This is a genomic window from Alsobacter ponti (assembly GCF_024294805.1).
GTDB classification, from domain to species: Bacteria; Pseudomonadota; Alphaproteobacteria; order Rhizobiales; family Beijerinckiaceae; genus Alsobacter; species Alsobacter ponti.
On record NZ_JANCLU010000005.1, the window covers coordinates 67,823 to 93,506 of the forward strand.

Sequence of the window (25,684 nt, forward strand, 5' to 3'; positions counted from 1 at the left end):
CCCGACTGTGTCCGGAATTCGTTACAACTATAGGTGACGGCGAGCCGGACAGCTCAAAATCCTCAATGGATCGTTAATCGGTCAATTTCGCGGCAATCCCGCCAATTTCGCAAGCGATTCGCCGGGCTTCGACGTCCAGCTCCAGCGCCGCCGCGACGTCGCGCGGCGCGTCGGACCCGTACCGGCCCGCCATCCGCTCCAGCGTCTCCTCGACGAGCCTCGGGATCGCGCCGAACGCCAGCGCGCCGGCGAGGAAGGCCGCGACCGCGACCTCGTTGGCGGCGTTCAGGACCGTGGGAGCCGCGCCTCCCGCGTTCATCGCCTCGATCGCCAGCCGCAGGGCCGGGAAGCGCGCCAGATCCGGCGCTTCGAACTCCAGCCGCGCGACGGCGGCGAGATCCAGCCTCGGCGCGGCGGTCGCCAGCCGGTGCGGATTGCCCAGGCAGTGGGCGATCGGAACGCGCATGTCCGGGCAGGCCAGTCCGGCGACGACCGATCCGTCCCGGAACCCGACGAGCCCATGCACGATGGACTGCGGATGGACCAGCACCGACAGGCGCTCCGCCGGCACGCCGAACAGATGGTGCGCTTCGATCAGCTCCAGCCCCTTGTTCATCAGCGAGGCGGAGTCGACGCTGATCTTCGCGCCCATCGACCAGTTGGGGTGCGCCAGCGCCTCCTCCCGCGTCGCGTTCGCGATGCGCTCGGCCGGCCACGTCCGGAACGGCCCGCCGGATGCCGTGAGCACCATCGATTCGACGTCGTCGGCCGTGTGACGCCCGAGCGCCTGGGCGATGGCGTTGTGCTCGGAATCCATCGGCAGCAGCGTGGCCCCGGCCCGCGCCGCGTCGCGCATGAACGCCTCGCCCGCGCACACGAGGCATTCCTTGTTGGCGAGCGCGACCGTTCGGCCCAGCCGGACCGCCGCGTGCGTCGGCGCCACGCCGGCCGAACCCGCGATGCCGGCGACCACGATGTCGGCCGGCCGGCTTGCCGCCTCGATGACCGCCTCCTCGCCCGCCCCGCTGGCGATGCCGCTGCCGGCGAGCGCGTCCCGGAGTTCGGGCAGTCCCGCCGGGTCGGCCAGCGCGGCGAAGCGCGCGCGAAGCCGCAGCGCCATGGCGGCAAGCGCCGCCGCGTCGCGGCCACCCGCCACCGCCTCGACGGTGAACGTCTCCCCCTGCGATTCGATGATGTCCGCCGTCGAGCGGCCGATCGAGCCCGTCGCGCCGAGAACCGAGACGACCGTCATCGCCTCACCGAGCCCCGCCGACCAGGGCGATCGCGCCGATCAGCACGCACACCGCCCAGAACGCATCAAGGCGATCCATGAAACCGCCATGTCCTGGAATCAGATGGCTGGAATCCTTCACATGGAACTTTCGCTTGAGAGCGGATTCGAGGAGGTCGCCGCCCTGGGACACGCAGGCCGCCGCCAGCGTCAGCGCGACGAGGCCAGGTCCCGAGAACCAGGTCGTGCCGAGCGCCTGCCCCGCGAGCGTCACGGCGGCGACCGCCGTCAGCGTTCCGGCCAGGACGCCGCCAATGAAGCCGGACCAGGTCTTCTTGGGGCTCACCGCCGGCCAGAGCTTCGGCCCGCCAATGGCGCGGCCGGCGAAATAGGCGCCGATGTCGGTGAGCCACACGACCCCGAACAGCCAGAGGATCGCCACCAGCCCATGGGCGGGGTCGCCGCGCAGCGCGATCGGCACGATCGCGATGACGGACGCGTACAGCACGCCCAGGGCCGACCACAGGCGCAGCCCGCCCGGCGCGAGGAGCAGGGCCAACACCGCGCCGGCGACCGCGATCAGCCAGGCGAGCGCGGATGTCTGCGGAGCGCCCTCGGCGAAGGCGGCGGCGGCCGCGATGGCGACCGCGCCGACGCCCCAGACCAGCCGCAGCCGCCCTGCCCCGACGCCCACGAGCATCAGGAATTCACGCAGCACGACGATGGCGGCGACGGTCCAGAAAACGCCGAACAACAGCCCGCCCGCCCACGCGGCGGTGAGCGCCACCGCGGCCAGCACGATCCCGGACACGACCCGCGCGCGGATTTCCGAAGGGCCTTGCGGCTGCGAGGTTGTCGCGCCGAGCGCGGACGGATCGCTCAAGACGACAGCGCTCCCGCCGGGGACGAGAGTCCGCCGAAACGTCGCTCGCGGGAGTGATATTCGGCGATCGCCGCCTCCAGCGCGGCTTTGTCGAAATCGGGCCAGAGCACCGGCGTGAAGACGAGCTCGGCGTAGGCCGCCTGCCACAGCAGGAAGTTCGACAGGCGCTGTTCCCCGGATGTCCGGATCACCAGGTCCGGGTCGGGAATGCCGGCCGTGTCGAGGCAGTTGGAAAACACCGCGTCGTCGACGTCCTGCGGCGCGATCGTCGCGGAGGCGATGTCCGCGGCCAGCCGGCGGGCGGCCTCGACGATTTCGGCGCGCGAGCCGTAGTTGAACGCCACCACCAGCGTCAGCCCGGCATTGTCGCGGGTCAGGGTCTCGGCTTCCTCGATCAAGCCGCGAATGTCCGCCGAAAGCCGCTCGCGCGAGCCGATGACCCGGACGCGCACATGGCTGCGGTGCAGGTCCGCGAGGTCGTGGCGGATGAACAGCTTGAGCAGGCCCATGAGGTCGGTGACCTCTTCCACGGGCCTGCGCCAGTTCTCGGACGAGAAGCTGTAGACGGTGAGAAATTCGATGCCGAGGTCGGTGGCGTTGCGGACGGTGCGCCGCAGCGCCTCGACTCCGCGCCGGTGCCCCTCCAGCCGCGGCAGGCCGCGCGCGGCGGCCCAGCGGCCATTGCCGTCCATGATGATGGCGACGTGGCGCGGCGCGGTCATCCCGTCTCCCAAAGCCTCTCCCCCGGCGCCTGCACGGCCATGCTTGTCTCGCTGCGTCGCGGACAGCCTCAGACGTGCATGATCTCCTTTTCCTTGGCGGCCAGCGCCGCGTCGATCTCGGCGATCGTCTGGTCGGTCAGCTTCTGGACCTGCTCCGACTCGCGGTCGAGGTCGTCCTTGCCGACATGGCCGTCCTTCTCGAGCTTCTTGAGATGATCGAGCCCGTCGCGGCGCACGTGGCGGGCGGCGACGCGCGCCTCCTCGGCGTATTTGTGCGCCACCTTCACGAGTTCCTTGCGGCGCTGCTCGTTGAGCTCGGGGATGCGGATGCGCAGCACCTGGCCCTCGGTCGCCGGGTTGAAGCCGAGATTCGACTCCCGGATCGCCTTCTCGACCGCGTTGACCATCGAGCGGTCCCACACCTGCACGGTGATCATCCGGGGCTCCGGCACGTTCACCGTCGCGACCTGGTTGAGCGGCATCAGCGAGCCGTAGGCGTCCACCTGGATCGGGTCGAGCAGGTTGGAGGACGCGCGGCCGGTGCGCAGGCTGGCGAGGTCGCTGCGGAAGGAACTGACCGCGCCCTGCATGCGGCGCTTGATGTCGGCGAGGTCGAAATTGGCGATCGTCATCGTCACATCTCTCAGGGTTGCAGGGGGACCGGATGGCGGACCGGATGGCGATGCAACGGCTTACGCCCCCCCGACTTCAGGTTCAAGGGGTTACGCGAGTGGCCTTCGCGCGGCCCGTGAGGATGGCCGTGATGGCGCCCTCGCCGTGCGCCGACCCGACGATGATCGGCAAGCGGTTCTCGCGCGCCAGCGCGAACGCGGCCGTGTCCATCACCTTGAGGTCGCGCTGGATCGCCTCGTCGTGGCTCAGCACGTCGAAGCGGGTCGCGCTGGGATCGCGCTTGGGATCGGCCGAGTACACGCCGTCGACCTGCGTCGCCTTGAGCACCGCGTCGCACTTCAGTTCGATAGCGCGCAGAACGGCGGCCGTGTCGGTCGTGAAGAACGGATTGCCGGTGCCCCCGCCGAGCACGACGACGCGGCCCTTGCGCAGGTGGTGCAGCGCCGGCTGGCGGGCGTAGGTCTCGCAGACGGACGGCATGGCGACCGCCGACAGCGTGCGCGCGGAAATGCCCCGGTCCTCCAGCGCACTCTCCAGCGCGATGGAATTCATGATGGTGGCGAGCATGCCCATCGAATCGGCCGTCGCCCGGTCGATCCACCCGGCGGCGCCGACCTTGGCGCCGCGGATGACGTTGCCGCCGCCGATGACGACGGCGATCTCGAAGCCCTGGGCCACTGCCTGACCGAGATCGCTGGCCAGCTGGGTCAGCGTCTGGGGGTTCAGCCAGTAGCCGTCGGGCGCGATCAGCGCCTCGCCGGAGAGTTTCACGAGGATGCGTTTCATCGCATGGGCCATCAGCGTCTCCGGTTCAGGTGTGCACAGACGAAAGCGGCGGCGCCAAGGCCGCCGCTCCCGAGGCCGTCAGACCTGGCCGCCGGCCGCCGCCGCGACCTCGGCCGCGAAGTCGCTTTCCTGCTTCTCGACGCCCTCGCCCAGCGCGAACCGGACGAAGCCCTTGATCGCCACCGGAGCGCCGACGCGGCCCTCGCTCTCCTTCACGGCCTGGGCGACCGACTTGGAGGCATCGTGCACGAACGCCTGGTCGAGCAGGCAGACCTCCTTGTAGTAGGTCTTCAGGCCGCTCTCGACGATCTTCTCGAGCACGTGGGCCGGCTTGCCCGCGTTCTTGTCGGCCAGCACGGCCTTCTCGCGCTCCAGCACCGCCGGGTCCAGGCCGGAGGCGTCGAGCGCCTGCGGGTTGGCGGCGGCGACATGCATGGCGATCTGGCGGCCGAGCGCGGCCAGCTCGTCGGCCTTGCCGGCCGACTCGAGGGCGACGATGACGCCGATCTTGCCGAGGCCGGGCGCGATCTGGTTGTGCAGATACTGGCCGATGACGCCCTGGCCCACCTGCAGCTCCGCCGCGCGACGCAGGGTCATGTTCTCGCCGATCGTGGCGATGGCGTTCGCGATGGCGTCCTGAACGGTGCCGCCGCCCGGATAGTGCGTGCCCAGCAGCGCCGCGACTTCGGCCTTCTTCTCGACGGCGACGTCGGCGATGGTGGTGACCAGCGCCTGGAATTCCTCGTTGCGGGCGACGAAGTCGGTCTCCGAGTTCACCTCGACCACGACGCCGCGGCCGCCGCGCACCGCGACGGCGACGAGGCCCTCGGCCGCCACGCGGCCGGACTTCTTGGCAGCCTTGGCCAGACCCTTCTTGCGCAGCCAGTCGATGGCCGCCTCGACGTCGCCGTCATTGGCTTCGAGGGCGGCCTTGCAGTCCATCATGCCCGCGCCGGTCTTCTCGCGCAGGTCCTTCACCAGAGCGGCGGTGATCGTGGCCATGGAAACTCTCCTGAATGTCGTGTCGCGGCGTGCCGGCCGCTGAATGCCGAGACGGCGGCCGTAAGCCGCCGTCATGATCGGTTCGGTGACGATGCTCGCGCCGGTCGGGGCCGGCGCGGCGCAATCCGTCAGGCGTTCTCGAGCAGGGCGCGGGCCTGGGCGTTCCAGCCTTCGCGCTCGATGCGCCCGCCCAGCTTGGCGGCGGCGTCGATGGTCGCGACGTCGGCCGGGCTCATGGCCGCGAGCTGCCAGAAGTGGAAGATGCCCGCGTCGTTCAACTTCTTCTCGATCTGCGGGTTCATGCTGGACAGCTTCGAGAAGTCGTCCGGCGCGCCACGGGGCGCGGTGAGCACCTCGAACATCTCGCCGGTGGGAGCCGCCGCGGCGGCGTCCGCCTCAGGAAGCTCCTCGTAGGCCGGGGTTTCCAGAGCGCCGACGTCGATGCCCATGGAGCCCTGGCTGCGCGAGATGCCGTCGACCGCGGCGCGGGCGACGAGGTCGCAGTACAGCGCGATGGCGCGGCCGGCGTCGTCATTGCCCGGCACCGGATAGGTGATGCCGTCGGGATCGCAGTTGGAGTCGATGATCGCGGCGACCGGGATGCCCAGGCGCTGCGCTTCCTTGATGGCCAGCGCCTCCTTGTTCGTGTCGATCACGAAGATGAGGTCCGGCGTGCCGCCCATGTCCTTGATGCCGCCCAGCGCGCGCTCGAGCTTGTCCTTCTCGCGCGAGAGCATCAGGCGCTCTTTCTTGGTGAGGCCCGTGGCCCCGCCCGCCAGCGTCTCGTCGACCTTGCGCAGGCGCTGGATCGAGGCCGAGATCGTCTTCCAGTTCGTCAGCATGCCGCCGAGCCAGCGGGCGTTGACGTAGTACTGGGCCGAGCGCTTCGCCGCGTCGGCGACCGAATCCGCCGCCTGGCGCTTGGTGCCGACGAACAGCACGCGGCCGCCGGCCGCCACCGTGTCGGAGATCGCCTGCAGCGCGCGGTGCAGCATCGGCACCGTCTGGGCGAGGTCCAGGATGTGGATGTTGTTGCGGGTGCCGAAGATGAACGGAGCCATCTTCGGGTTCCAGCGGTGCGACTGGTGGCCGAAATGAGCGCCGGCTTCCAGGAGCTGACGCATCGAGAAATCAGGAAGTGCCATGGTCGGGTTTCTCCGGTTCGAACCTCCGCGAGGCGTGGATCGGGGGAGCCCGATCACCGGACGGCTTGCAGCCAACCTCGCGTGTGGAATGCGCGCCCTATAGCCGCTGGAGCCCCCGAAAGCAAGCGGAACGGGGCGCGCGCCGGCGATCAGAACTCGTCGCGCAGGCTCGCCCACCTGCGGCCGGTCTCGCGCCCGCCGTCCAGGTAATCGTCGGGGGCGAAGAGATAAGGCGGCCGAGGCGGCCCGGAGCGCACCAGTCCCGAACCCTCCAGCCGGGCGTGGGCGATCGGAATGTTGTAGTCGACGAAGTTCTCCAGCTTGCCGCCGGGGAACATCGGCGCCTGCGACCACGCCATGCGCGCGCCGATCCGCTCGGCCAGATCCCAGTCGCGTGACGCGACGGCGCGGGCGAGCGCAACGAGCGGCTCGACGCCGTCGGCGGCGTTGCCCGTCCAGCAGGCCAGGGCCTCCTCGGGAAAGCGGCGCGCGAAGGCGGGCCAGTGCGCGTCGATGGGCAGCACGCGCATGCGCCCGCCGACCGCGCGCAGATCGTCGGCCATGGACGGCCCGCCAATATGCTTGGTGGCGACGATCTCGCGGATTTCGCTCAGCGCCGCATAGGTTTCAGTGGCGATCTTGCCCTTGAACGCGAACTCGTTGTCGTACACCACGATCGGCACGCCCGGCAGCGCCTCGGCGATGTCCCGGTAGTAGCGCACGATCCCGCGGTGATCGAGCGCCATCCACATCGGCCGGCCCAGGAAGAGCCCGTCGGCTCCGAGTTCGACGAGCGCGCGGGCGCGGGCGATGGTGTCGCGCGTGTTGAGCGTCGTGACACCGGCGAAGAGCAGGCCCCGGCCCGCCAGGGTCCGCACGATGCAATCGGTGAAGTCCGCGTGTTCGCGCGCGGTCAGCGTCGCGCCCTCGCCGAAGCTGCCGTTCGTCATCAGGATCCGCACGCCGCCGTCGACGATGCGCGACACCATCTTCGCCGTCTCGTCGAGGTCGACCGAGTTGACGCAGGACCAGTGGTCGGCGTCGGGAGTCGAGGGAGTCGGGATGATGCCGACGACGCCCGCGATGTCGGCGGGCAGGATTTTCATGGTGGTCACGACAAGTCTCCTGGGGCGCCGGCGCGCCTCGGCGGGGGATGGTCAGAGGGTTTGATTATAGGCGCCGACTTCGGCGTTCTCGCGCAATAGGGCGTCGACGGCCGCGAACATCGCCCGCAGCCGCTCTTCCGACACCGGGCTCTCGACGACGACGACCAGCTCCGGCTTGTTGGACGAGGCGCGCACCAGCCCCCACGTGCCGTCCTCCACCGTCACGCGCGCGCCGTTGACGGTGACGATGTCGCGGATTGCCTGGCCGGCCAGCGGCTCGCCGCGCGCGCGCATCGCCTCGAGGCGGGCCAGAACACGCGCCACGACGCCGTATTTCTCCTCGTCGGCGCAGTGGGGCGACATGGTCGGCGAGCCGTAGGTGGTCGGCAGCGCCCGGTAGAGGTCCGACAGGCTCCGCCCGGGGTTGCGGTCCAGCATGTCGAGCACGGCGATGGCCGTCACCAGCCCATCGTCGTAGCCCCGGCCGATCGGCGCGTTGAAGAAGAAGTGCCCCGACTTCTCGAACCCCGCCAGCGCCCCGAGCTCGCGCACCCGCCGTTTGATGTGGGAATGCCCGGTCTTCCAGTAGTCGGTCCGCGCCCCGCGCTGCGCCAGCACCTTGTCGGTGGCGAACAGGCCCGTCGATTTCACGTCCACCACGAAGGTCGCGCCGGGGTGCAGCCCGGACAGGTCGCGCGCCAGCATCATGCCGATCTTGTCGGCGAAGATCTCGTCGCCCTCCTCGTCGACCACCCCGCAGCGGTCGCCGTCGCCGTCGAAGCCGAGCGCCAGGTCCGCACCGCTCGCCCGCACCGCCTCGGCCATCGCGCCCAGCATGCGCAGGTCCTCGGGATTGGGGTTGTAGCGTGGGAAGCGGTGGTCGAGCTCGGTGTCGAGCGGCACCACGTCCACCCCCAGCCGGCGCAGGATCTCGGGCGCGAACGCGCCCGCCGTGCCGTTGCCGCACGCCACAACAGCCCGCAATCGGCGGCCGAACTGCGGCCGGTTCGTCAGGTCGTCGGCGTAGCGCGCCGCCACGTCGGGCACGAAGCGGTAGCCGCCTCCCGGCCGCGTCCGCGCCGCCCCCGACAGCACGATCTCCTTGAGCCGCCCCATCTCCTCGGGCCCGAAGGTGAGCGCCTTCTGCGCTCCCATCTTGACGCCGGTCCAGCCATTGTCGTTGTGCGAGGCCGTGACCATCGCCACGCAGGGCACGTCGAGCGCGAACTGCGCGAAATAGGCCATCGGCGACAGCGCCAGCCCGATGTCGTGGACCCGGCAGCCGGCCGCCATCAGCCCGGCCGTCAGCGCCATCTTGATCGAGGCCGAATAGGCCCGGAAGTCTTGGCCGACCACGACCTCGCGGTCGACGCCCAGCTCCTCGATCAGCGCGCCGAGGCCGAGGCCCAGCGCCTGCACGCCCATCAGGTTGAGCTCTTCCCCGAACAGCCAGCGCGCATCGTACTCGCGAAATCCGGTCGGCTTCACCAGCGGCTGGGTCTCGTAGGCGTAGCTGTTGGGGGCGGCCGCCGCCACCGGAAGCGGAAACCCGTCAGCGTCCATACACGTCCTCGATGCGCACGATGTCGTCCTCGCCGGTGTAGGAGCCGACCTGCACCTCGATGATCTCCAGCGGGATCTTGCCCGGGTTGGCGAGACGGTGAACGCAGCCGAGCGGCAGGTAGGCCGCCTCGTTCTCCCCCATCAGCCAGACGCGGTCGTCCACCGTCACCTCGGCCGTGCCGCTCACCACGACCCAGTGCTCGGCCCGGTGCATGTGCTTCTGCAGCGACAGCCGCGCCCCCGGCTTCACCTGGATGCGCTTGACCTGGAAGCGCGCCCCCAGCTCGATGCGCTGGTACCAGCCCCACGGCCGATGGATGCGCAAATGCGCGTCCGCCTCCGGCTCGCCCGCCGCCCGCAGCGCCGCCACGAGGTCCTTGACCTCCCCCGCCCGCTCGCGGGTGGTCACCAGCACGGCGTCGCGGCTCGCCACCACGACGGCGTTGTCGACGCCCACCAGCCCGACGATCGGGCCGTCCGAATGCACCAGGCTGTCGCGCGTCGCCACCAGGCTGGCGCGCCCGCGCACCGCGTTGCCCTCGGCGTCGCGCGCGCTGACCTCCCACACCGCCGTCCAGCTGCCGACGTCCGACCAGCCGCAATCGACCGGCACCACCCCGGCGCGCTGCGTCTTCTCCATCACCGCGTAGTCGATGGAGATCTTCGGCGCGGCGGCGAAGGCGCGGGCGTCGAGGCGGATGAAATCGAGGTCGCGGACCGCCGCGTCGAGCGCGGCCGAGGCCGCCGCCAGCGTCGCCGGCGCACATGCGGCCAGCTCCTCGCGCATGTCGCGCGCCCGGAACAGGAAGTTGCCGCTGTTCCACAGATAACCTTCCGCCACGTAGCGGGACGCCGTCGCCGCGTCCGGCTTCTCGACGAAGCGCTCGACCCGCGCCCCGCCCTCCCCGAGCGGCGCGCCGGGGCTGATATAGCCGTAGCCGGTGGCCGGACGGTCCGGCGCGATGCCCAGCGTCATCACGAAGCCCTGGCGGGCCAGCGCGGCGGCGCGCCGGCAGGCGGCGACGAACGCCTCGGCGTCCCGCACCAGGTGGTCGGCGGCCAGCGCCAGCACGACGGAATCGGGATCGCGGCGCGCCGCCATCTCCGCCGCCACCGCCACCGCCGCCGCGGAGTCGCGGCGCGCCGGCTCCAGGACGATATCCGCCTCCACCCCGATCGCCTGCAGCTGCTCGGCCGCGACGAAACGGAAATCCGCCGCCGTCACCACGATCGCCCTGCCGAAGACGGACCCGTCGGCCACCCGCAGCATCGTCTCCTGGAACGTGGAGAGCTCGCCCAGGAGCGGCATGAACTGCTTCGGCATGCTCTCGCGCGACGCCGGCCACAAGCGCGTGCCGGCGCCGCCGCACAGAATCACCGGCGTGATCGCCGTGGATTCCATTGGAACAACCTTCGGATCGTTGGAAGCGCCCAATTCAACGGTTCTCACACGCGAATTCGCCATCGAAGTTCACGTATTTTGCTTATCACGGCTTCCTTTGCATCGCATTACCTCGTCGGGCGGACCGGGTCGCACCGTCGGCCCGGCCATGCCCTGGCGGACGTCCGTCGCCACGCCGGCGGCCCGCGGAGCCAGGGCGCAAGACAAAACTCCCCGGAGCCGAGGGCGTCCGGGGAGTTGCATTTCGTGTCGTCGCCAGCCGTCTTCCGGCGATGCCGAAGGAGTGACTGCCCCGCTATTCGGCGATCGGCGCCCCCGGGACAGCCTCATACGCGTCGGCATGCGCGACGGAGGCGGTGCGCAGCTTGGTCCCGGGCAGAACCTCGAAGCGGGGGTCGAAGTCGACCATCAGTCCCGCGAGCTTCTGGAGAACGCTCACATCGCCCTGGACCTTCGCCACGCCGGCGGCGATCTGCTCCTCGAGCTTCTGCTGGCCCATCATCGTCTTCTCGAGATCGGCCCGGTTGATGGTCAGCGTCAGGTCCGGCTTCGGCGACTGGAAGCCCGCGATGTTGGTGAGCGTGGCGTTGTCGAGCTCCACGATGAACTTCTCGCCGTTGTCGGGGGTGACAAGGTTGATGGTGAAGCGAAGCCCTTCGGCCTTGCGGGAGTCCATCCGGATGCCGAGGAAGTTCAGGAACAGCTCCGTCGTCATGGCGCGCACGACATCCGGGCTGCTGCTGCTCGCCGCCTCGCCCTGCGGGATGCCGGTGCGAAGCTCGTACGCGCCCGAGAGAAAGCTGTTGCGCAGCCCCGGGTTCTCCTGCTGGTAGCCGAGCTGCTCGTAGACGTCGGCCAGCAGGTCCTTCGCCTCCGTGTTGGTCGGCTCGGCGAGCACGAGCTTGTTGAGGATTTCCGACGCGTGCTTGTACTTGCCCTCGTCGTGGAGCTGCCGGCCGCGCTTCAGCACGGCGGCCGCGCCGCCCATCATCTCGACGTAGAGCGGGGCGGATTCGGCGGGAGACAGCGGGACGAGCGTGGCGGGGTTGCAGTCCCAGAACCCGAGATAACGCTGGATCACGCCGCGGCTGTTGTGCTCGGGCGAGCCGTGATAGCCACGGCAGTCCCACTTCTGCTGCAGGCTCTTGGGCAGCGCGTAGACGTTGTGGATCTCGTTGATCGTGACGCCCTGGTTGGCGAAGTGCAGAACCTGGTTGTTCATGTTGGCGTAGAGGTCGCGCTGCCCGCGCAGGATGTCCTGGATGCGCTCATTGCCCCAGCGCGGCCAGTGGTGCGACGCGAACATCACCTGCGCCTCGATGCCGAACCGGTACAGCGCCTCGGCGATGTATTTCGACCAGTTGAGCGGGTCGCGCACGGGGGCGCCGCGCAGCGTGTAGATGTTGTGGAGCGTGGCGACGACGTTCTCCGCCATCCACAGCGCCTTCATGTCGGGGATGTAGGTGTTCATCTCCCGCGGCGCTTCGGTGTTGGGCGTGTTCTGGAAAATCATCCGGACGCCGTCGACCTCGAACTCCTCGATCGGCTTCTCGACGAAGCGCGTGGGGGCGATGAGGCCTGACGCGCCGGCCGACACGCGCGGCCCCAGCCCCTGGCCGACATAGCCGTGCGGCGCGACGGGCAGCAGCAGGCCGTATTGATAGAAGAGCCGGCGGTTCATCGCATTGCCGGCATACACGTTCTCGGAAATCGTATGAGACATGAAGTCGACCGGGGCGATGACCGGAATCTTCCCCGAGCGAACGTCGTCCTCGTTCAAAATGCCGCGCACGCCGCCCCAGTGGTCGCCGTGCGTGTGCGAATAGATCAGCGCCGACACGGGCAATCCCTGGCCGACATGCTGCTGGAAGAGCTTCCAGGCGGCGCGGGCCGTCTCGGTGCTCACGAGCGGGTCGAAGACGATCCACCCCGTCTTGCCCCTGACGAAGGTCAGGTCGGACAGGTCGAAGCCGCGCACCTGGTAGATGCCCGGCATGACCTCGTAGAGCCCATAGTTGTTGTTCAGTTTCGAGATGCGCACCAGCGACGGGTGGATGCTGTCGAAGTCGTCCTGCCGGTCGAGAAACTGGAACTGCTCCATGTCCCAGGCGACGTGGCCGCGATCCGCCATGATCTTCATGTCGGGCATGCGCGCGATCAGCCCGCGCTTCTGCTCGTCGAAGTCCCGCGTGTCTTGGAACGGCAAGCCCTGGCGCGCCTGCTTCAGCACCTCCAGCGTGTGGGGCGACGGGGCCTTGCCCTTGGGATGAAAATGCCCCGGAAGGGGCGCCGCCGACTGGGCGCGCGCCGAATGGTCTTCAGTGACGGCCTGCCCGACCACTGCGAACGCCGCCCCCATGGCCGGCAGGGCTTTGATCAGGTCGCGTCGGGTGCTCATGATGAAACTCCGTCATATGTGAAGAACATTGGCTTCAAGCGTTCGCGCAGACACGCGAGCGACGCCGCGTTCCGCTGCGGGCGGAACCCGGCGTCGCACGCGGTAGCGTCGGGTTATGGGCAGGGGCCGGTGAACCGGCGGCCATTCCGGTCCTGGAAAACGCAGTTGTTCGGCGTCGTCGCCCGGCCGATCAGGGCCCCAGCTGCGCCGCCCGCGATCGCGCCGACCGCCGCTCCGCGCCCTCCGCCGGCCGCGGCGCCGATCAGCGCGCCGGTTCCCGCGCCGATGGCCGCGCCACCCACGGTGCGCTGCGATTGCGATTCCGTATTGCACCCCGCCAGGGCGGTGAGCGCCACGGCGACCACGATCCATCTCATGTCTTTCCTCGATCTCTCTCGATCACCCCGCCTGAGATTGGGTGATCGCGGAGCGATATCCATGAGAGGTCGTCCCAGCACTTGGCTGTGCGTCCCAAAAAGCGGTGATCCGCGAGAGCGTTGAAGCGCACCGGCGAGAGCCCTGTCAGCGCCGGAGCGTTTCGCCGATGCGCCGGGCGAGGAACGGAAAGAACGGGTTCGACGACATGCGCATCAGGCTTTCGAGGTTGACCAGGAGCACGCCCACCTCACCGCGGGCGGCCAGCGTCCCCAGCCTGACGCCAAAATCGTCCGAACGGTCCGGCTCGACGCCGTACAGGCCATCCTGGACCGGGAAAGGCAGCGCGACGTGCGACAGGGAGTACACGTCCCTTGGATAGGAGAGGCCCAGGGCCTCGCTCCTTTCGGCGGTTTCGCCCGGTTCGATGACCCGGGCCATGACGTCGGCGTCCGCGGGCGAGACGTTGGTGACGACCGTAATGCGGAAGCGCTGCGGCCCGACGGGGAGAAGTCGGGAGAGCGCGTACTCGCTGCCTCGGCGCAGCAGCGGCCCGAACCTGGCGGAGCGATTGATGTCGAAGAGCACGATCTCGGAGCCGTTCGCGGGAAGATGGGCGTAGAGCGCAGAGAGGATCGCCGAGGAACTGACCGTGAAGTCCATGACTGATTGAAACGTCAGGACCGGTGCAAGACCCTCGATGACTCCGTCGCGCGCCCGCGCCCTCACAGCGGCCTGGACCGCCTGCGTCAGGCGATGGGACTGCGTCGCCGCCGCGACCGGGAAAGAGTTGTACTTGAATGGGTTGAACTCGGGGACGACGCTGAGCCAGGCCGCCTTGGCGAAGGCCGGGAAGTGGGCGGGCAGGGCCGCCAGCCCCGCGAACCGCGCGAAACTCGTGACCCCGATCATCGGGGACACCAGCACGATGCGGTCTGGCTTGGGAAGGGCCGGGTCGCCCAGCGCGTCGAGCGCGTATTTGAGGGCGAGCGCCCCGCCGTTCGAATAGCCGACGATGTGCAGCGCTCCCGAGGGTGCCTTGCGCCGCGCCTCCCGCACCGCGAGCCGAGTCGCGGCCATCCAGTCTTCCCAGGTCGCGTCGGTCAGGCCGGCGGGAACCGTGCCGTGACCGGGGAGCCGGATCGCGAGGGCCACGAAACCGCGATCACTGTAGAGCCGGGCCAGGTGCCGCATGCTGAAGGGCGAGTCCGTCAGCCCATGCAGAAGGACGACGGCGCCGGTCGGCGGCCCGGAAGGCTCCATGACGAACGTCCTGTTCCAGTCCGTCTGGAACCGCGCCGGGTTGACAGGGCTGGCGTCGTAATACCGGTTCTCCGGCACGAGGTCGCCGTCCGGCAGTTCGCGGATGACCTCCTCCGCGACAGTCCGGAAAACGTTGTTTTCCGCCGCCAGCCAGCCCGCCCAGTCGGCGCGATCGATCTCCTGACGCGACAGCTCGCGCGGCACGACGAGGTGCCAGGGCTTGAGCGGCGCGCCGCGCTGGGATTCCCATACACGGACGGCGAAAATCGTGAGCACCACGATCAACGCCCCGGCGGCGATGTTGCGGGCCCACCGCGTCAGCTTTCGCCCCATTGGCGACGACCTCCGATCAGTGGCTACGACCGCGCGGGGACATTGTTCAGACGTCCCTGCCGGAAGTCGAAAACAGGTCGGCCAACCAGCGCGAGGTGGGGTGCTGCGAGCAGAACGTGACGAGCGCGATGGCGATCGGGACGCCGATCACGGCTCCGAGCAGGCCCCAGAGAAAGGCCCAGAAGAACACCGCGAAGAGCACGAGGGGTGGCGAGATGGACAGAGCGCTGCCCGACACCCGAGGCTCGATATAGGTCCCCACGACGGACTGGATCGCGTTAAGCGCCACGAACAACAGCGCGGCCGACTGCCAGGACGAGAACTGGACGAGGGCGAGCGCGGTCGGGAACACCGTCGTCACGAGCGGGCCGATGAAGGGAACGTAGTTGAGCGTGAAGGCGATGACGCCCCATTCGACCGCCAGGTCGAGACCGACCAGCCAGGCGAGTCCGCCGACGAGAACACCAGTGAGAAGGCTCATCTGGGTGCGCACCACCATGTAGCGGCGCAGCTTCAGCGCGGTCTCCCTCGTCCCGCCGAGCAACAGGTGGCGCAGGGCGGGGTTGGAAAGGGCGGCTGCGCGACGGCGGAAATTGTCGACCTCGAGCAGGCCGAGGATGACGTAGACGAAGACGACGACCCAGAAGGTCAGCGTGCTGTTGGCGCGGCTCGCCAGCGTCTGGACCGCCGTGAAGACCCAGCGCGCGTTGAAATGCTCGGTCCAGACACCCGTCACGGCGACGCCATGGCCTTCGAGCCAGAGCACCGCACCGTCGTACAGCGCCTGAAACCGCGACGTCTCGGTCATGGCCCACCGGCCCACGCGTCCGAAAGCCCAGGCGATCAGAGAGCCGAATACGACGAAGATCGCCGCCAGCAGCACGACGCATGCGACCAGCGCGAGCGCGCGCGGCAGGACCCGCTGCAGACGCTCCTGCACCGGCCAGAGAAGCGCGATCCCGAACAGGGCGAAGGCGACCGGCGCGAAGACGGCGCTGGCGGCCGACATCGCCGCGATCACGGCGGCGGACGCAATGATGACGAGAGCGGCGGTCTGGACGCCCTTCCCCGTCTTCTCCGCAACCGCTGCCGGCGGACGTGACATCGCGTCCCCGCTCAATTCGATTTCACGAGGCCGGAGAAACCGGCGATCGCGAGCAGGCTGAGAGCCCAGCCCAGGATGGATTCCAGATAGAAGAACGCGATCGTAACGCCGCCCCAGGGCTGGGCGGGATCAGGACGCCAGAACTCGCGCTGGCCGATGTCGACGACGGGAAACAGCGTGTCGAGCGAGTACATGGCCGCGTTCAGCTCCGGATAGCTCAGCGCCTCGAACTGCGACCGGAAGCACGCAAGCTGGGACTGTCCCGGCTCCGCGCGTCCCTGCACACGCAGCCCGCCGCCGGCGAGTTCGACCTCCCTGCCCTTCGCAAGCCGGCACGACGTCCATTCGGGCGAGCGCAGGATGACGGCGGTATTCGGCTTCATCGCGCCGAGGTCGTCGGCCCGCGCGAACACCGCGACGCCGGCCAGCCAAACGACTCCGAGCCAGATGAAGGCCAGCAGCGGATGGCGTCCGTAGCCCAGCGTGACTCCGAGCGTCCAGTCCTTGGCGGCCAGCAGGCCCCGCGCCACACTGCTGCCGGTACGCAGCCGCCGGGCCCGGCGCTGCAGGCGTTCCTTTTCGACGAGCACACGGCGCGCGTCCTCGCCGTGGCCCATGTCGCGGAACACGGAAGCGAGCTGCTCGTAGGGCTGCGGCCAGAAGTCCTCGCCCCAGCGGCCGGGGTGCTGCCGCGAGAGCCAGTCGAGCCGCTTGCCCGCGTCCGCCGGGCCATCGATGAACCCGGAATAGATGCAGCGGTTCAGAAGAAGGTCGCCGGGCCGGGGCCACGCCGAGGGATCGTCGTGCAGCGTCCCGAGCCGCGTGCCTGTCAGGTCGAGCACGCCGTCGACCGTCGCTCCGTCGCGCAGCAGGAAGCCGCCTCCGATCTCCGCGCGGCCGAGCCCGAGAGCGGCATGGCCCGGGTTCGCGAACGCCGCTCCGACGCCGTCGAAATCGCCGCCGATATGGGCGCTGGTGAAATCGGCCTCTCCGGCGACGGTCGCCCGGCGCAGGATGACGTTGCTGCCGGTCTCGAGCGACAGGGCGTTGAGCGCCACGCCGTCGGAATGGGACAGCACGAGGCCGTGCGCCTCGAGCCCCGCCACGAGCCGCGCCCCCTCCAGGTCGATGCCACCCCGCACCGTCGCGCCGCGCAGGTGAACGGCTTGCGCGGCCATCCCGTCGGCGGCCAGCACGATCCCGCCCTGCGCCTCGATCGTCGCGCCGTCCGCCTCGAACCGGCCGCCGATCCTGGCTCCGGACAGCACCACTCGCCCCTGCACCGTGGAGCCCCTCAGCGTAACGTCGCCCCGCGCGTCCAGCTTGTCCGCGAACAGGCCCGGCAGCACCGACCCGTCCAGGAACAGGCTGTCGATGACCGCTGAACGCAGCACGGGCGCGCCCTCGAAACGGCAGTCCTTCAGAGCGATGTCCCGCGGAACGCGGCACCCCTCGAGGTCCAGGACTCCGGCGATCCAGCCGCCGCTCACACGCACGCCTTTTTCGTGCGGCCGGATCTCGCCGTCTCCGCCCAGCAGTAGGAACCGCAGAAGCGCGGCGCGGACGATCCGCTCGGGATCGGCCGCCTCTGGAAGGACGCCGTCGCCGAGGCGGTCGAAATCGCCCGACCGCAACTCGGCGACAATCCTGCGTTCGGCGGGAAGCAACGGCTCGAAGTCGGCGATGCTGAGGCTGGCCACGGCTTGGCGCCGGCGTCAGGCCGCCGATGGCGGGGCATGCGCGGCCAACGCCTCGCGAAGCTGGGCCTCCTTGGTTTCGTCGAAGGACGTCTTCATGACCACGCCACCCACGCCTTCCAGGTCCTTGAGGACCTTGTCCGCCGTCATCTTCTTGATGAGAAGGAACAGGCCGGCCGAACCCGGCTGCAGGGCGGCGGCCGTCTCCTTCATGAAGGCGTCGTTGATGCCCACGTCGGTCAGCTTGCCGCTTAGCGCGCCCGAGGCCATGCCGACCGCCGTTCCCACGAGCGGATTGAGGAAGATGAGGCCGACCAGCGTGCCCCACAGCGCGCCGGACATCGCGCCGGTCGCTGTCGTGTTGATCAACTGGTTGAGTTTGATGTGCCCCTCGGCGTTCTTGACCACGACGACGGCGTCTCCGAGCGTGATCAGGTACTCCTTCTGAAGCGCCAGGACACGCTGACGCACCTCCTCCGCCTTGGCTTCAGTCGGAAACGCGATGAAGACGAGATCGGACATAGGGACACTCCTGTTGGTGCTTCGAGGAAGAGGAAAGCGGTCCGCGCAACTCGCGATCACAGGCCCCACGGAAGGCCGAGAATCTTCCAGACCGCGAAGAGCACGGTCCAGAGCACGAACATCGAGATCACGTAGGGAAGCATCAGCGCGACGAGCGTGCCCACGCCGGCGGACTTGTCGTATTTCTGGGCGAAGCCCACGACGACGGCGAAGTAGGCGTTGAGCGGCGTGATGGCGTTCATCGGCGAGTCGCCCACGCGGTAGGCGGCCAGCACCGCCTCGGGCTCGACGCCGAGCTTCATGAGCAGCGGCACGAACACGGGGGCGAAAATGGCCCATTTCGCCAGCGCGCCCGTCAGCAGCAGATCGATGAGGGCGACCACGACGATGAAGCCGAGCAGCAGCGGGAGCGCGCCGATATTCGCGGACTGGAGCACGTCGGAGAGCTTCAGCGCCATGATCGTGCCGATGTTCGTATAGGTGAAATAGGCGACGAACTGGCTCAGCACGAAGAGCAGGAAGATGGTGTTGCCGAGCCCGGTCACCGCCTTCTCCATCGCCCGGATCACATCGGAGAGCGACTTCAGGGTCCCCGCGCCGATCCCGTAGGCCCAGCCGGTGGCGAGGAACGTGATCATGATCACGCCGATCAGCCCGTTCATGAACGGCGAATTGCCGATCAACTCGCCGGTGACGGGATTGCGCAAGGGCGCGCCGGACGGAATGGTCAGCAGCCCGAAAACGACGGCGACGCCGATGAGGCCGTAGAGCGCGTAGCGCAAGCCGCGCGCTTCCTCCGCCGAGAGCTCCGCGCCCGAAGCGGGCGCCGCGCCGTCCGGCGGCACATACGTCCCCAGCCGTGGCGAGATCACCCGGTCGGTGATCACGGCGATCACTACGGTGAGAAAGAGCACGGAGGCGCAGGAGAACCACAGGTTGGACGCCAGGCCGATATTCGTGGCGGGATTGACGAGCCGGCCGGCGTCGTTCGTGAACTCGACGAGCACGGCGTCGAGCGGCTTGATCAGCATGTTCACGGTGAACGCCCCGGCCACCGCGGCGAAGCCCAGGGCGAGGCCGGCCAGCGGGTGGCGGCCTACCGTGATGTAGGCGACGCCCGCGAGCGGGATCAGAACAAGGTAGCCGGCATCGGCAGCGATGCTGGACACGATGCCCACGAAGGACAGGATGTAGGTCAGGGCCCCCGCCGGGGATACGATGACGAGCTTGCGGATGAGGGCCTTCACCATCCCCGATTCCTCGGCCACCCCCGCGCCGACCATCGCGCCGATCATCAGGCCCACGGCCGTGAAGCTCATGAAGTTCGGAATGAGGGACGTGTAGAGGAAGCGGATTCCGTCCGCGTTCAGGAGACTGCGGATCTCCGTCGTCGTGCGGTCCACCTTGTGGGTGTCGGGGTTGAGCGTCTCCAGCGTCACCTGCGTGCCGAAGGCCGAAAGCACGGCCGACAGCACGATGACGACGGCGATCAGGATCAGGAAGATCACGACGGGATGGGGAACCATGTTCCCGACGCGCTCGACGGTGTCGAGCAGCCTCTGCATCCCCGTCTTGCGGGCCGGTTCCGCTCCGGTCACGGTGCTCATCCGTTCGGCTCCCTTCCGGCCTCGCGGGCCAATGTTTGTCTGGGGGCAGGCTCGGCAGACGCTGCCTTCGTCATTCCGATCGCCCTGACCTGCTGGCCCGGGTGGAGGGCCTGCGCGCCGGCGGCGACGACCACGTCGCCGGGATCGAGCCCCTGTGACACGATCACTCCGTGGGTGTCGAAGTGCTGCACATCGACGGGACGTAGGGACACGGTCGACGTGGCCGGATCGACCACCCACACGGCCGGCCCGGCCCTGGACGCGGTGAGGGCCGCGGGCGGGATGGCGACCACGACCGACGACATCACGTCGAACGCCCCCTTGACGGTCGCCCCCAGGCGCATCGGCTCGGGCGGGTCCTCAATGCCGACGCGAACGCGGAAGGTTCGCGTCACCGGGTCGGCTTCCGGGGCGATCTCCCTCACCCTCCCCTTCGCCGAGACGCCCGGATCGGCGGCGAGCGAGAGGCGGATCACGGAGTCCCCTCCTCCGCTTCGGAGCGCCTGCGGCGGTGCGTCGAAGACGGCGTCGCGCCCATCGTCGCGCGCGATCCGCACGACCATTCGGCCGGGCCGCACGACCTCGCCGATCTCGACCCCTCGCGCGGTGACCACTCCGCCCGAGTCCGCCCTCAACTCGGTGAAGCGCAGCCGGTCTGCGGCGGCGTCGAGTTGCGCTTCGGCCTCGTCGAGATGGGCCTGCGCCGCCTCCTTCGCCCGCAGCGCCCGCTCGTAGAGCGGCCGCGTGGTGAAGCCCTCGCTCATGAGGGCCTGTTGACGCTCGAACGCGCTTCTGGTCGTCGTCACGTCCGCCCGCGCGGCCACGACGGCCGCCTTGGCGGCCTTCATCGCTTTCTCCTCGTTGGCGGAATCGAGACGGGCGACGAGTTGACCCGGGCTCACGCGGTCGCCGACGGCGACCGGCCGCTCGACGACGCGGCCGTCAATGCGGAAGGCGAGATCGACATCGGTGCGAGCCTGGATGTCGCCGCTCAGGACAAGAGCCTCGCGGAATGTCGATGGGGTGATGGTGACCACCTGCACCGGCCGCGCCGCGGCCGGCGCCGCCGTCTCGTCCCGCGAGCAGGCTGACAACAGCACCAGGCAGGCCAGCGCCGCAACGAGGCCGCCGCCAGCGCGCGGGGAACGGGTCGCGCTCACGAGACAGCCTCCCGGCTTCTGGACGGTAGGTGTTCGCCAAGGTCCGGTGGGCTCGTCTCGGACCGCGTGCCGGTCGAGAAGACGGTGACGTAGAGCGTCGGCAGGAACACGAGCGTCAGCAGCGTCGCGACGAGCAGGCCGCCCATGATGGCGAAGGCCATCGGTCCCCAGAACACCGTGGGTGCGATCGGGATCATGCCCAGGATGGTCGAGACGGCCGTCAGCATAATCGGGCGGAAGCGCACCGTGCTGGCGTCGAGGGCGGCTTCGAGAACAGTCTTGCCGGCCGACCGTTCGGCTTCGATCTGGCCGATCAGGATCACCGCGTTTTTCGTGATGATCCCGATCAGGGCGAGGACCCCGAGCAGGGCGACGAACCCGAGCGGCTTGCCGGACGCCAGCAGCGCGCCCACCACGCCGATCAGGCCCAGCGGCGCGATGCTGAGGACCACGAAGAAGCGCTGGAAACTCCGCAGCTCCGCCATCAGCACCGTGAACATGATCAGGAGCATCACAGGCACCACCGCGACGACGGAGGCCTGCGACCGGGCGCTCTCCTCGACGGTTCCGCCGGCGTCGATCCGATAGCCCTCCGGCAGTCGCGCGCGGATCTCGTCGATCCCGGGCGCGATCTCGGCGACCGCGGACTCGGGCAGCACCCCGGCCAGGACATCCGCCTCGACCGTCAGCGTCATCACCCGATCCCGCCGCCAGACGAGCGGGGTGTCCTGCGCGTATTCGATCCCCACGATCTGGGAGAGAGGGACCGACCGTCCCGCCGGCGTCATCACCTGGAGCGAGCGGAGCGTGTCGAGCGTCAGCCTGTCCGCGTCCTGGGCGCGCAGGACGACGTCGACGAGGTAGATGTCGTCGCGGACCTGCGTGACAGGCATGCCCGACAGCACCGCCGCAATCGCGTCCGCAAGCGCGCGGCTGCTCAGTCCGAGCCTGCGGACTTCGTCCTGGTTCACCACCAGGCGAACCTCGCGGGACGGTTCGATCCAGTCGAAGCCGACCTGCTTCACCTTAGGGCTCGCCGCAATGGCCTGCGCGACCCGTCGCGCGATATCGCGCACTTCGGCGGTATCGCTGCCTGAGACGCGATATTGCAGCGGCCATCCGACCGGCGGTCCGAGTTCCAACGGATAGACACGGGTGACGAGGCCGGGGTAGTCGGCGGCAAGCCGTGCCTCGAGCCGCTTGTGCAGGCGATCGCGCGCCTCCACGTCCTTCGCGACGATCACGACCTGGCTGAAGAACTCGTTGGGCAACTGCGCATTGAGCGGCAGGTAGAAGCGGATCGCGCCGCGCCCGACATAGGTGCTCCAGCGGGCGATGTCGGGATCGCTCGCCAGCAGCGCGTCGAAGCGCGCCGACGTCTCGCTGCTGGCGCGCAGCGACGCGCCCTGGGGCAGCCGCAGATCGACCAGCAACTCCGTCCGGTCCGAGGCGGGGAAGAACTGCCGGGGCACCAGAGGCAGCGCCAAAATGGCGAGGACAAAGGCGCCGAGCGTCGCGGCTATCGTGACCCACCGGGCCCTGATGGCGCGCTTGAGCAGCCTTCGGAACGACCGAATGACCGCCCCCTCGCCCGCTTCCGCTCCCGAACGGGGCGCCTTGAGGAGCGCGACCCCGAGCACGGGCGCGAACACGACGGCGACGAACCACGACACCAGCAGCGCCATGCACACGACCGCGAACAGGGAGAAGGTATATTCGCCGGCGGAACTGGCCGCGAAGCCGATGGGAATGAAGCCGGCGATGGTGACGAGCGTCCCCGCGAGCATCGGCATCGCATACTGGCTGAAGGCGTAGGTCGCGGCCTTCTCCTTCGGCTCGCCGAGTTGCAGACGCGACAGGGTCGCGTCCGTCGTGGTCATCGCGTCGTCGACGAGAAGCGCCAGCGCGATGATCAGCGCGCCGAGCGACACGCGCTGCATGTCGATATGCGCCACGTCCATCAGGGCGAAGACGATGGCCAGCGTGAGCGGAATGGCGAGCGCGACGACGAGTCCGGCGCGTACACCGAGCGCGATGAAGCTGACGGCCAGGATGATCGCCACCGATTGCCAAAGCGAGGTCATGAAATCCGCGATGGCGTGGCGCACGGTGACGGCCTGGTCGGCCACGAGCACGGGCTCGATGCCGTGCGGCAGATCGGCCGTGATTGCCGCCATCGTCGTCTTGATCGCCTCGCCCAGCGCAAGAATGTCTCCGCCGTCGCGCATGGCGACGGCGAGCCCGATCGCCTCGCGCCCATTGACGCGGAACATCGGCTGGGGCGGATCGACGAAGCCCCGCTGGACGATGGCGATGTCGGCAAGCCGGACCATCCGGTCTCCGACCGCCAGGTTCATGTTCCGCACGTCGTCCTCGGCGCCGAATGCGCCCGAGACGCGGATGGCGATCCGTTCGTCCGCGGTCTGGATCGCACCGGCCGGGATCACCGCGTTCTGGTTCTGCAGCGCGGCGACGACAGCCTGCCTGTCGATGCCGAGGCGGGCGAGTTCGCGCACGGAGAACTCGATGAAGATGCGCTCGTCCTGCGCGCCGATGATCTCGACCTTCGAAACATCGGGCACGGAGAGCAGCCGGGAGCGGATCGCCTCGACCGTGTCGCGCAACTCCCGGCGGCTAAAGCCATCGCTGGTGAAACCGTAGATGATGCCGAACGTGTCGCCGAAGCGGTCGTTGAAGAACGGCCCCACGACCCCCGCCGGCAGCCTGTGGCGCATGTCGTTGACCAGGTTGCGAGCCTGCTGCCAGATGCCCTGCACGTCGCGGCCCGGCACGGATTGCTTCAGGTTGACGAAAATGGTCGTCGTGCCGCGCGTGGTGTAGCTGCGGACGAAGTCGATCTCCGGCGTCTCCTGAAGCGCGCGCTCCAGCCGCTCGGTCACCTGAGACAGCATGTCCTGCGTCGTCGATCCCGGCCAGGCGGCGGACACGACCATGGACTTGATGACGAAGCTCGGGTCTTCGCTGCGCCCCAGACGCCAGAAAGCGAGCACACCGGCCGCGACGGCGACCAGCATCAGGTAGATCACGAAGGACCGGTTGCGGATCGCCAGGTCGGAGAGATTGAATCGGCTCATCGCGGGCCTCCCGCGAAGCGCACGGCCTGGCCGTCGCCGAGCGTCGAGGCGCCGGCCGTCACCACCACGTCACCCGCCGACAGCCCACGCGCGACGACAATGGAGCCGGGCCCCGAAGCGCCGAGCTCCACCGGCCTGCGCCTCACGGTCTGCGTCGGCACGTCGAGCACCAGGACCGCGACGGCCGACCCCTCGCGGACAAGCGCGCTTGGCGGCAGGCTGACGCCGATGGCCTCCGCAGGTGTGATCGACACCTGGACCGGCGTTCCCATGCGCATGTCCTCGGGAGGATCGGCGAGCCCGATCCGGACACGAAACAGGCGGGTGACGGGGTCCGCCTCCGGCGAGATCTCCCGCACCCGCCCTCGCACGGGCGCGGACGCGCCGGCGGGGAGCCGCACCGTGACGAGGCTGTCCGGCGTCACGGCGTCGAGCGCCGGGCCTGGAACATCGATGACGGCATCGCGGCCGTCCCGCCGGGCCAGCCGCAGCACGGGGCGTCCGGCCGCGACGACCTCTCCCGGCTCGGCGCCGACCGACGTGACCACGCCGTCGGCGTCGGCCTTGAGCACGGTGAAGCCGACGACGTTCTCGGCGATCCGAAGACGGGCCGCGGCCACCTCACGCTGGGAGCGCGCGCCCTTCATGGCCTGCTCCGCGGCTTCGAATTCGGCTTGCGAGACGATGCCCCGCGCCGTCAGCTGGGACGTTCGGCCGAACTGTTCGGTCGCCTGCCGCTCGGCGCTCTCGGCTGCCGCGAGCCGCGCGCCGGCCGCGCGCAACTCGTTCTGCTCGATCTCCGCGTCGAGGCGGGCGAGCACCTGCCCGGTCTTCACCCGTGAGCCCACGTCGACGAGGCGCTCGGCGAGCCGGCCGCCGATGCGGAAGCCGAGGTCGACTGCGTCTTTCGCCTCGATCGTTCCCGGAAAGATGTCGGCCTGCGCCGCAGACGGCGGGCCGACCGTCACGGTCCGGACGGGACGCGGCGACGGAGGAGCCTTCGCCTCCTGCCGCTGCTCGCACGCCGCCATCAGCGGAAGGACGGCAACAGCCCGGAGCCAGCCGAGAGCGGTCACTGCGCGCTCTCCGTTTCCAATCCGAGCCAACCGCCGCCCATGAGCAGAAAGCCGAGCCCCGCAACGACCATGGCGATCCCCGCCACTTCGCCGGGCGTGTCGGCCAAGGCGTAAGGAAATCTCAGCAGCAGGCCGGCGGCGCAGAGCAGCGTGAGAAGGCTCGCGACGATCGGCCACCACCATCCCCGCGCCGGACGGATGCTGACGGCCAACCCCGCCTGAGTGACCGCCTGCGCAATCAGGACGATCACCACAAGCAGCGTGATCGCGGCCGCGCCCTTAATCGGGTTCATGATGATCAGCAGGCCGCCCACGATTTCGACCGAGCCGAACAGCAACTGCCAGGAAAAGCCCCGCTGGCCCTTGTCCCTGAGCGCCTGCACCACGACGGCGACGCCTCCGGCCGCCACGACCGATCCGAGAACCCAGCCGGTCGCGACGGTCGCGGCGTCCGCCAGCGCGAACGCGGCGGCCCCAAGCGCGATCAGCACGGCCCCGGCCACGAGGAACCGGATGCCCCGGCCGCGGGTCGCCGTCGGGCTCTCGTCGTCGAGGAACTGAGGCCTGGCCGCGGTCATGC

Annotated in this window: 21 protein-coding genes; all 21 read right to left on the reverse strand. The window is 69.3% G+C overall.

Annotated elements, in window-relative coordinates; all coding sequences use genetic code 11:
- Positions 1 to 73: 73 nt before the first annotated feature.
- The 21 genes from dxr to NK718_RS06875 all read right to left on the reverse strand — a co-directional run bounded on the left by dxr (position 74) and on the right by NK718_RS06875 (position 25,682).
- On the reverse strand, positions 74 to 1,252 hold the full coding sequence (gene dxr / locus NK718_RS06775) for a 1-deoxy-D-xylulose-5-phosphate reductoisomerase (protein ID WP_254739921.1): 1,179 nt from the start codon (positions 1,250 to 1,252) through the stop codon (positions 74 to 76).
- Between the two features lie 4 nt (positions 1,253 to 1,256).
- The gene (locus NK718_RS06780; protein ID WP_254739923.1) at positions 1,257 to 2,114 is read right to left on the reverse strand and encodes a phosphatidate cytidylyltransferase; all 858 of its coding nucleotides are present in this window, start codon (positions 2,112 to 2,114) and stop codon (positions 1,257 to 1,259) included.
- Entirely contained in the window at positions 2,111 to 2,836 is a 726-nt protein-coding gene (locus tag NK718_RS06785) for an isoprenyl transferase (protein ID WP_254739925.1), read from the reverse strand. Before NK718_RS06785 ends, NK718_RS06780 begins: the two co-directional genes overlap by 4 nt.
- Positions 2,837 to 2,904: 68 nt before the next feature.
- The gene (gene frr / locus NK718_RS06790; protein ID WP_254739927.1) at positions 2,905 to 3,468 is read right to left on the reverse strand and encodes a ribosome recycling factor; all 564 of its coding nucleotides are present in this window, start codon (positions 3,466 to 3,468) and stop codon (positions 2,905 to 2,907) included.
- Positions 3,469 to 3,550: 82 nt separating this feature from the next.
- On the reverse strand, positions 3,551 to 4,267 hold the full coding sequence (gene pyrH, locus NK718_RS06795; protein ID WP_254739929.1) for a UMP kinase: 717 nt from the start codon (positions 4,265 to 4,267) through the stop codon (positions 3,551 to 3,553).
- 66 nt (positions 4,268 to 4,333) lie between these two features.
- Complete coding sequence (gene tsf / locus NK718_RS06800) at positions 4,334 to 5,257, reverse strand: translation elongation factor Ts (protein ID WP_254739931.1); 924 nt, start codon at positions 5,255 to 5,257, stop codon at positions 4,334 to 4,336.
- A gap of 128 nt (positions 5,258 to 5,385) precedes the next feature.
- A complete protein-coding gene (locus NK718_RS06805) occupies positions 5,386 to 6,402 on the reverse strand; it encodes a 30S ribosomal protein S2 (protein WP_254739933.1) in 1,017 nt (338 codons plus the stop codon).
- A gap of 149 nt (positions 6,403 to 6,551) precedes the next feature.
- Positions 6,552 to 7,508 (reverse strand): dihydrodipicolinate synthase family protein, encoded by a 957-nt coding sequence (locus NK718_RS06810; RefSeq protein WP_254740271.1) that lies wholly within the window; start codon positions 7,506 to 7,508, stop codon positions 6,552 to 6,554.
- A 51-nt stretch (positions 7,509 to 7,559) separates the two neighbouring features.
- Positions 7,560 to 9,071 (reverse strand): phosphomannomutase/phosphoglucomutase, encoded by a 1,512-nt coding sequence (locus NK718_RS06815; protein ID WP_254739935.1) that lies wholly within the window; start codon positions 9,069 to 9,071, stop codon positions 7,560 to 7,562.
- Complete coding sequence (locus NK718_RS06820; RefSeq protein ID WP_254739937.1) at positions 9,061 to 10,473, reverse strand: mannose-1-phosphate guanylyltransferase/mannose-6-phosphate isomerase; 1,413 nt, start codon at positions 10,471 to 10,473, stop codon at positions 9,061 to 9,063. The genes NK718_RS06815 and NK718_RS06820 overlap by 11 nt, the downstream gene beginning before the upstream one ends.
- Positions 10,474 to 10,768: 295 nt before the next feature.
- Positions 10,769 to 12,871: an alkyl/aryl-sulfatase gene (locus NK718_RS06825; RefSeq protein WP_254739939.1), complete on the reverse strand. Its 2,103-nt coding sequence runs from the start codon at positions 12,869 to 12,871 to the stop codon at positions 10,769 to 10,771.
- 113 nt (positions 12,872 to 12,984) lie between these two features.
- The gene (locus NK718_RS06830) at positions 12,985 to 13,248 is read right to left on the reverse strand and encodes a YMGG-like glycine zipper-containing protein (RefSeq protein WP_254739941.1); all 264 of its coding nucleotides are present in this window, start codon (positions 13,246 to 13,248) and stop codon (positions 12,985 to 12,987) included.
- 145 nt (positions 13,249 to 13,393) lie between these two features.
- Positions 13,394 to 14,842 (reverse strand): alpha/beta hydrolase, encoded by a 1,449-nt coding sequence (locus tag NK718_RS06835; RefSeq protein ID WP_254739943.1) that lies wholly within the window; start codon positions 14,840 to 14,842, stop codon positions 13,394 to 13,396.
- A gap of 46 nt (positions 14,843 to 14,888) precedes the next feature.
- The gene (locus tag NK718_RS06840; RefSeq protein WP_256515472.1) at positions 14,889 to 15,947 is read right to left on the reverse strand and encodes an AI-2E family transporter; all 1,059 of its coding nucleotides are present in this window, start codon (positions 15,945 to 15,947) and stop codon (positions 14,889 to 14,891) included.
- An 11-nt stretch (positions 15,948 to 15,958) separates the two neighbouring features.
- Positions 15,959 to 17,647, reverse strand: coding sequence for a hypothetical protein (locus NK718_RS06845; RefSeq protein WP_254739945.1), 1,689 nt, complete (start codon positions 17,645 to 17,647; stop codon positions 15,959 to 15,961).
- A 15-nt stretch (positions 17,648 to 17,662) separates the two neighbouring features.
- Complete coding sequence (locus NK718_RS06850) at positions 17,663 to 18,166, reverse strand: DUF1269 domain-containing protein (RefSeq protein WP_254739947.1); 504 nt, start codon at positions 18,164 to 18,166, stop codon at positions 17,663 to 17,665.
- 56 nt (positions 18,167 to 18,222) lie between these two features.
- On the reverse strand, positions 18,223 to 19,773 hold the full coding sequence (locus NK718_RS06855; protein ID WP_254739949.1) for an AbgT family transporter: 1,551 nt from the start codon (positions 19,771 to 19,773) through the stop codon (positions 18,223 to 18,225).
- Positions 19,770 to 20,933 (reverse strand): efflux RND transporter periplasmic adaptor subunit, encoded by a 1,164-nt coding sequence (locus tag NK718_RS06860; protein WP_254739951.1) that lies wholly within the window; start codon positions 20,931 to 20,933, stop codon positions 19,770 to 19,772. Before NK718_RS06860 ends, NK718_RS06855 begins: the two co-directional genes overlap by 4 nt.
- On the reverse strand, positions 20,930 to 24,028 hold the full coding sequence (locus NK718_RS06865) for an efflux RND transporter permease subunit (RefSeq protein ID WP_254739953.1): 3,099 nt from the start codon (positions 24,026 to 24,028) through the stop codon (positions 20,930 to 20,932). Before NK718_RS06865 ends, NK718_RS06860 begins: the two co-directional genes overlap by 4 nt.
- Complete coding sequence (locus NK718_RS06870) at positions 24,025 to 25,104, reverse strand: efflux RND transporter periplasmic adaptor subunit (RefSeq protein WP_254739955.1); 1,080 nt, start codon at positions 25,102 to 25,104, stop codon at positions 24,025 to 24,027. The genes NK718_RS06865 and NK718_RS06870 overlap by 4 nt, the downstream gene beginning before the upstream one ends.
- The gene (locus NK718_RS06875; RefSeq protein ID WP_254739957.1) at positions 25,101 to 25,682 is read right to left on the reverse strand and encodes an HdeD family acid-resistance protein; all 582 of its coding nucleotides are present in this window, start codon (positions 25,680 to 25,682) and stop codon (positions 25,101 to 25,103) included. Before NK718_RS06875 ends, NK718_RS06870 begins: the two co-directional genes overlap by 4 nt.
- Positions 25,683 to 25,684 lie beyond the last annotated feature (2 nt).

What these genes read in the sequence shown, in the direction of transcription:
- NK718_RS06825 (WP_254739939.1), bottom strand. Translation starts at nt 12,871, where the DNA reads ATGAGCACCCGACGCGACCTGATCAAAGCCCTGCCGGCCATGGGGGCG.
- pyrH (WP_254739929.1), bottom strand. Translation starts at nt 4,267, where the DNA reads ATGGCCCATGCGATGAAACGCATCCTCGTGAAACTCTCCGGCGAGGCG.
- NK718_RS06840 (WP_256515472.1), bottom strand. Translation starts at nt 15,947, where the DNA reads ATGTCACGTCCGCCGGCAGCGGTTGCGGAGAAGACGGGGAAGGGCGTC.
- dxr (WP_254739921.1), bottom strand. Translation starts at nt 1,252, where the DNA reads ATGACGGTCGTCTCGGTTCTCGGCGCGACGGGCTCGATCGGCCGCTCG.
- NK718_RS06805 (WP_254739933.1), bottom strand. Translation starts at nt 6,402, where the DNA reads ATGGCACTTCCTGATTTCTCGATGCGTCAGCTCCTGGAAGCCGGCGCT.
- frr (WP_254739927.1), bottom strand. Translation starts at nt 3,468, where the DNA reads ATGACGATCGCCAATTTCGACCTCGCCGACATCAAGCGCCGCATGCAG.
- NK718_RS06820 (WP_254739937.1), bottom strand. Translation starts at nt 10,473, where the DNA reads ATGGAATCCACGGCGATCACGCCGGTGATTCTGTGCGGCGGCGCCGGC.
- NK718_RS06865 (WP_254739953.1), bottom strand. Translation starts at nt 24,028, where the DNA reads ATGAGCCGATTCAATCTCTCCGACCTGGCGATCCGCAACCGGTCCTTC.
- NK718_RS06785 (WP_254739925.1), bottom strand. Translation starts at nt 2,836, where the DNA reads ATGACCGCGCCGCGCCACGTCGCCATCATCATGGACGGCAATGGCCGC.
- NK718_RS06850 (WP_254739947.1), bottom strand. Translation starts at nt 18,166, where the DNA reads ATGTCCGATCTCGTCTTCATCGCGTTTCCGACTGAAGCCAAGGCGGAG.
- NK718_RS06855 (WP_254739949.1), bottom strand. Translation starts at nt 19,773, where the DNA reads ATGAGCACCGTGACCGGAGCGGAACCGGCCCGCAAGACGGGGATGCAG.
- NK718_RS06835 (WP_254739943.1), bottom strand. Translation starts at nt 14,842, where the DNA reads ATGGGGCGAAAGCTGACGCGGTGGGCCCGCAACATCGCCGCCGGGGCG.
- tsf (WP_254739931.1), bottom strand. Translation starts at nt 5,257, where the DNA reads ATGGCCACGATCACCGCCGCTCTGGTGAAGGACCTGCGCGAGAAGACC.
- NK718_RS06875 (WP_254739957.1), bottom strand. Translation starts at nt 25,682, where the DNA reads ATGACCGCGGCCAGGCCTCAGTTCCTCGACGACGAGAGCCCGACGGCG.
- NK718_RS06830 (WP_254739941.1), bottom strand. Translation starts at nt 13,248, where the DNA reads ATGAGATGGATCGTGGTCGCCGTGGCGCTCACCGCCCTGGCGGGGTGC.
- NK718_RS06810 (WP_254740271.1), bottom strand. Translation starts at nt 7,508, where the DNA reads ATGAAAATCCTGCCCGCCGACATCGCGGGCGTCGTCGGCATCATCCCG.
- NK718_RS06815 (WP_254739935.1), bottom strand. Translation starts at nt 9,071, where the DNA reads ATGGACGCTGACGGGTTTCCGCTTCCGGTGGCGGCGGCCGCCCCCAAC.